Genomic DNA, 3,682 nt, shown 5'->3' with positions numbered 1-3,682 from the left:
TTATCAGTCCGTTCAGCCTTTCCATGATACGACCGATCTCGGCCTTGGCCCGCTCGGTGCTCTCGTCCACGAGATAGGCGCAGTTTTCCAGGCTGAGTCCGATGGCATATATGGACTGGATAACCCCGTCGTGCAGGTCACGGCCAATCCTCTCGCGTTCCTGATAGACGGCCTGTCTCCTCTCTGCTTCATCCAGCCTACGCCGCACTTCAACATCGAAGATTTCCAGGGTCCTGATAACGAAGAACGCCATCGCCAACCCACACAACGCCCGGAACACTTGTATGGGAACACCGGTGGTGGCGAAGAAGGATTCTGTGTTGATGAGGGAGGCCGGAGGAAAGGGGGCGGGTGGCACTACCAGGCCGCCGGAGAATGCGTAAATGGCAAACACCACGGCCGCCCGCACCAGGTTTCCGGTAATCCGGGGGATGTTGAGCATTCCCACCTCCCGGCGCTGTGCTACAAGGCCGGCGGAGCTCAGCACCGCTCCGGGCAAGCCCAGCAGATAACGTGCCCACGTCTCGCTGGTCTGAAGCCACCACTCCGTGCCTGAACCGGTAAGGAGCCTGAACAGCAAGAAATTGGTAAACCAGATGGCAAAAACCGGTAGTGGAATCCACTGCAAAAGACGCGCCCTGGGCGACGAAGAGGCCAGGAGACGAGACCCGAACATGAACAGGAACAGGTAAGATGTGGCGACGAGGCAAAGGTCAAGAACACGAAGCCCGATCACCGTAATCGAGGAAGCGTACTCGGCGTGCAGTGGGATGAATACGAATCCCCACTCCGCCAACCCGTGCAGTAAGCCGAAGACCCCCAGGAACCTCAGGCTTTGGGCCAGGCGGAAGGCGCTGTAATGGAAGGAGCGTTCCTCCAGAAGGACTGCAAACCCCATGAGAAAGAACGTCAGGCCATAGGCGAAGTACAGCGCCGCGAAGTTAAGTCTGAAAAACGAGTACAGTTCGAGGGTAACCTGTGTCACGGCAGCCGCTCCTGGCCGGTCTGCAACCCCAACTACTACACTACTACATTATACCGTACTGTCGCACATCCCAGGTAAGCTCGGGCCTGGCGTCCAAGGAGACACCTGCTGTCGGGGGACCACGAGGGCAGGCGCAGTAGCGCAGTAATCAGTGGTACTGGTGGCAGCAGGGCACAACAACCTCGTGGCAGGCGTGTTGGTAGCTCGAGCCGGCTGGAAGACAGTCATCCTGGAACAGGCAGGCCCTCGGGCGTGTCTCCCGGCGCTCCCGGGAGGTGGCGACCATCAAATAATCTGAGCTGCGGCACCCTCGAGGAGGAACTCCAGATGCGCTTCCACTTCCTGAGTGCGCGTGACCACCTCCGGGTGTATTCGTCGAGCTACGGTTGCGGCATGCTCTCACGCGCGAAAGCGCAGGCCGAAGTCCGGGCCTTTACCGGACACGGCCAACGGATCCTCGGCTCGCTGCCTCACCCGCTCCGCCACGACCCGCAGGACACACTGAGCCGACCGCCAATCCGATGCCGGGGCCCAGCGATGACTCGTGCTTTCCACATCTCTCCTCCACGCGGAGGTCGGCATCTGGTGCCCGCCACGTCCAGCGCCTGCTCCCTTATTTCGGAATGGCGGAACCAAATTCCGTCCGAGCACACATACGACCCTTAGGCCATTAGACCCTCTTTTGGCCAGAGCAAGTCAATACGCGCGGGCAGGCTCGCCTGGGGCCGGCCACGCTTCCCGGTGGAGACAAACCCGATGCGGGTCATCCAACACGGCCAGTACCGACCTGACGGTACCTCCCCCGGGGAGCACGAGGTCCGGTGCGATCTCGGCCAGAGGCACCAGTACAAACGCGCGCTTACGCAGCTCGGGATGGGGAATGACCAGATCCGGCGTGGATATCTGAAAATGACCGAACAGCAGTACATCTATGTCGATGGGGCGTGGTCCCCAGCGTACCCCCCGCTTCCTGCCCAAGTCGGCCTCGATCTGCTTGCAGATACCGAGCAGCTCCAGAGGAGACAGGGACGTTTCCGCCTCCAGGACCGCATTCAGGTACCAGGGTTGTCCTGCCGGGCCCACCGGTTCCGTCTCGTAAAGGGAGGAACGCCTGAGCACCCGGATGGCAGGGTGGGCATCCAGCCTGGCCGCCGCCCGGGCCAGCATCTCCTCTCGATCTCCCAGGTTGGCCCCCAGGCCCAGGTAAACCACGGTCAACTCTATCTCCTCCTCCTCCTCCGCACGTCCACTGCCGCGTACTCCATGATCCCTCCCACCGGGGCCATCGGCTTCTTGACCCGAACCCGCACTGCCTCCACCGGGAAGCTGGCCAGGACTCGCTCAGCTATGGTCGTGGCCAGTGTCTCGATCAGGTCGAAGCGCTCACCTTCGACGACCCGCCTCACCGCCTCAAACACTCGGGAGTAGTCCACCGTGCAAGCCAGATCGTCACGCCTCCCCGCCCGGTCGAGATCCAGGTACAGGACCAGGTCAACGACAAACGGTTGTCCCGCCACTTTCTCCCCGGGCAAGACACCGTGGTAGCCATAAAAGGTCATGCCCTTGAGGATGATCCGGTCAGCCACCCCATTGCCCCCCGGCCGGACGGCGCACGATGGCGTCGGCCATTCGGGCTACCCGCACCATCTCTTTCACATCGTGCACCCGGACAATATCGGCTCCGTTCGCAATGCCCAGCGCCACCGCAGCAGCCGTGCCCTCCAGCCGCTCCTCGACCGGCAGGCCAAGCACGTCGCCCACGACCCTTTTCCGCGAGGGCCCGAGCAGAATAGGCCGGCCGAAGCTCCTCAGTTCGCGCAACTTGGCTATTATTTCCAGGTTGTGCTCGGCCTTCTTTCCAAACCCGATCCCCGGATCGATGATCACGAGATCCCGGGATATGCCCGCCCGTTCCGCCAAGTCCAGGCTCTCCCAGAAGAAGTCGCCCAGGGCATCCATCACCGACCTGTACTCCGGCCACTCCTTTCGGCGGTGCTCAGCGAGGCCGTGCATGATTACGACGGGTACCCCGAACTCGGCCACCACCCCGGCCATCTCGGGGTCCGCCCGCAGTCCCCCCACGTCATTGACTATGTGGGCCCCCAGGCGCAGGGCCTCCCTGGCCACCCTGGCTTTATACGTGTCCACCGATATGGGGACGGGCAGTTCCCTGACCAGGCGCTCGATGACCGGCAGAACCCGGTCCATTTCCTCCTGTTCCGACACAGGGGTTGATCCCGGACGCGTCGACTCCCCTCCCACGTCCACTATGTCTGCCCCCTGGGAGACCATCTCCCTTGCCCTGGCGACCGCAGCCTCCACATCCAAGTACAGCCCGCCGTCGGAGAACGAATCGGGAGTGACGTTCAGGATACCCATGACAAGGGTCCTGGCCCCCAACTCGAGGGTGTGGGGTCCACACTCCAGCCGCCAGCGCCCCTCGCTTTCCCAGCACGCCAGGACCGCCTCCAGCTGCCTCCCCAGCTCGGCCAGGCCAAAGGGCTGCATCTTCAACTTGCTCACCAGCAGGCGGTACTGGCGCAGGGTGCCCATCAGCAAGACGTCCGTCCGCTCCACCGACCAGTCCGCCGCGCCGTGCGCCACTGCCGCTTCCCCGCCCCGGGCCAGCATCTCCTGCTTCAGCACGTTGGCGGCCTTCGGGGTAAGCCCCTCCACTTTGACTACCCGGTGAACGGC

4 protein-coding genes are annotated in these 3,682 nt (G+C 62.9%); all 4 read right to left on the bottom strand.

Annotated elements, in window-relative coordinates:
• Positions 1-985, bottom strand: a 985-nt coding sequence (locus tag AB1609_18060) for a histidine kinase dimerization/phosphoacceptor domain-containing protein (GenBank protein MEW6048351.1), incomplete at its 3' end; no start/stop codon positions are given.
• Between the two features lie 696 nt (positions 986-1,681).
• Positions 1,682-2,197: a 2-amino-4-hydroxy-6-hydroxymethyldihydropteridine diphosphokinase gene (gene folK, locus AB1609_18055; protein MEW6048350.1), complete on the bottom strand. Its 516-nt coding sequence runs from the start codon at positions 2,195-2,197 to the stop codon at positions 1,682-1,684.
• 8 nt (positions 2,198-2,205) lie between these two features.
• On the bottom strand, positions 2,206-2,571 hold the full coding sequence (gene folB / locus AB1609_18050) for a dihydroneopterin aldolase (GenBank protein MEW6048349.1): 366 nt from the start codon (positions 2,569-2,571) through the stop codon (positions 2,206-2,208).
• Positions 2,564-3,682: dihydropteroate synthase (gene folP, locus AB1609_18045; protein MEW6048348.1), on the bottom strand; the 1,119-nt coding region annotated here is incomplete at its 5' end. The genes folB and folP, both read right to left, overlap by 8 nt.

This window comes from Bacillota bacterium, from assembly GCA_040754675.1.
Lineage (GTDB): Bacteria > Bacillota > Limnochordia > Limnochordales > Geochordaceae > Geochorda.
This window is presented reverse-complemented; position numbering and strand designations above follow the sequence as displayed.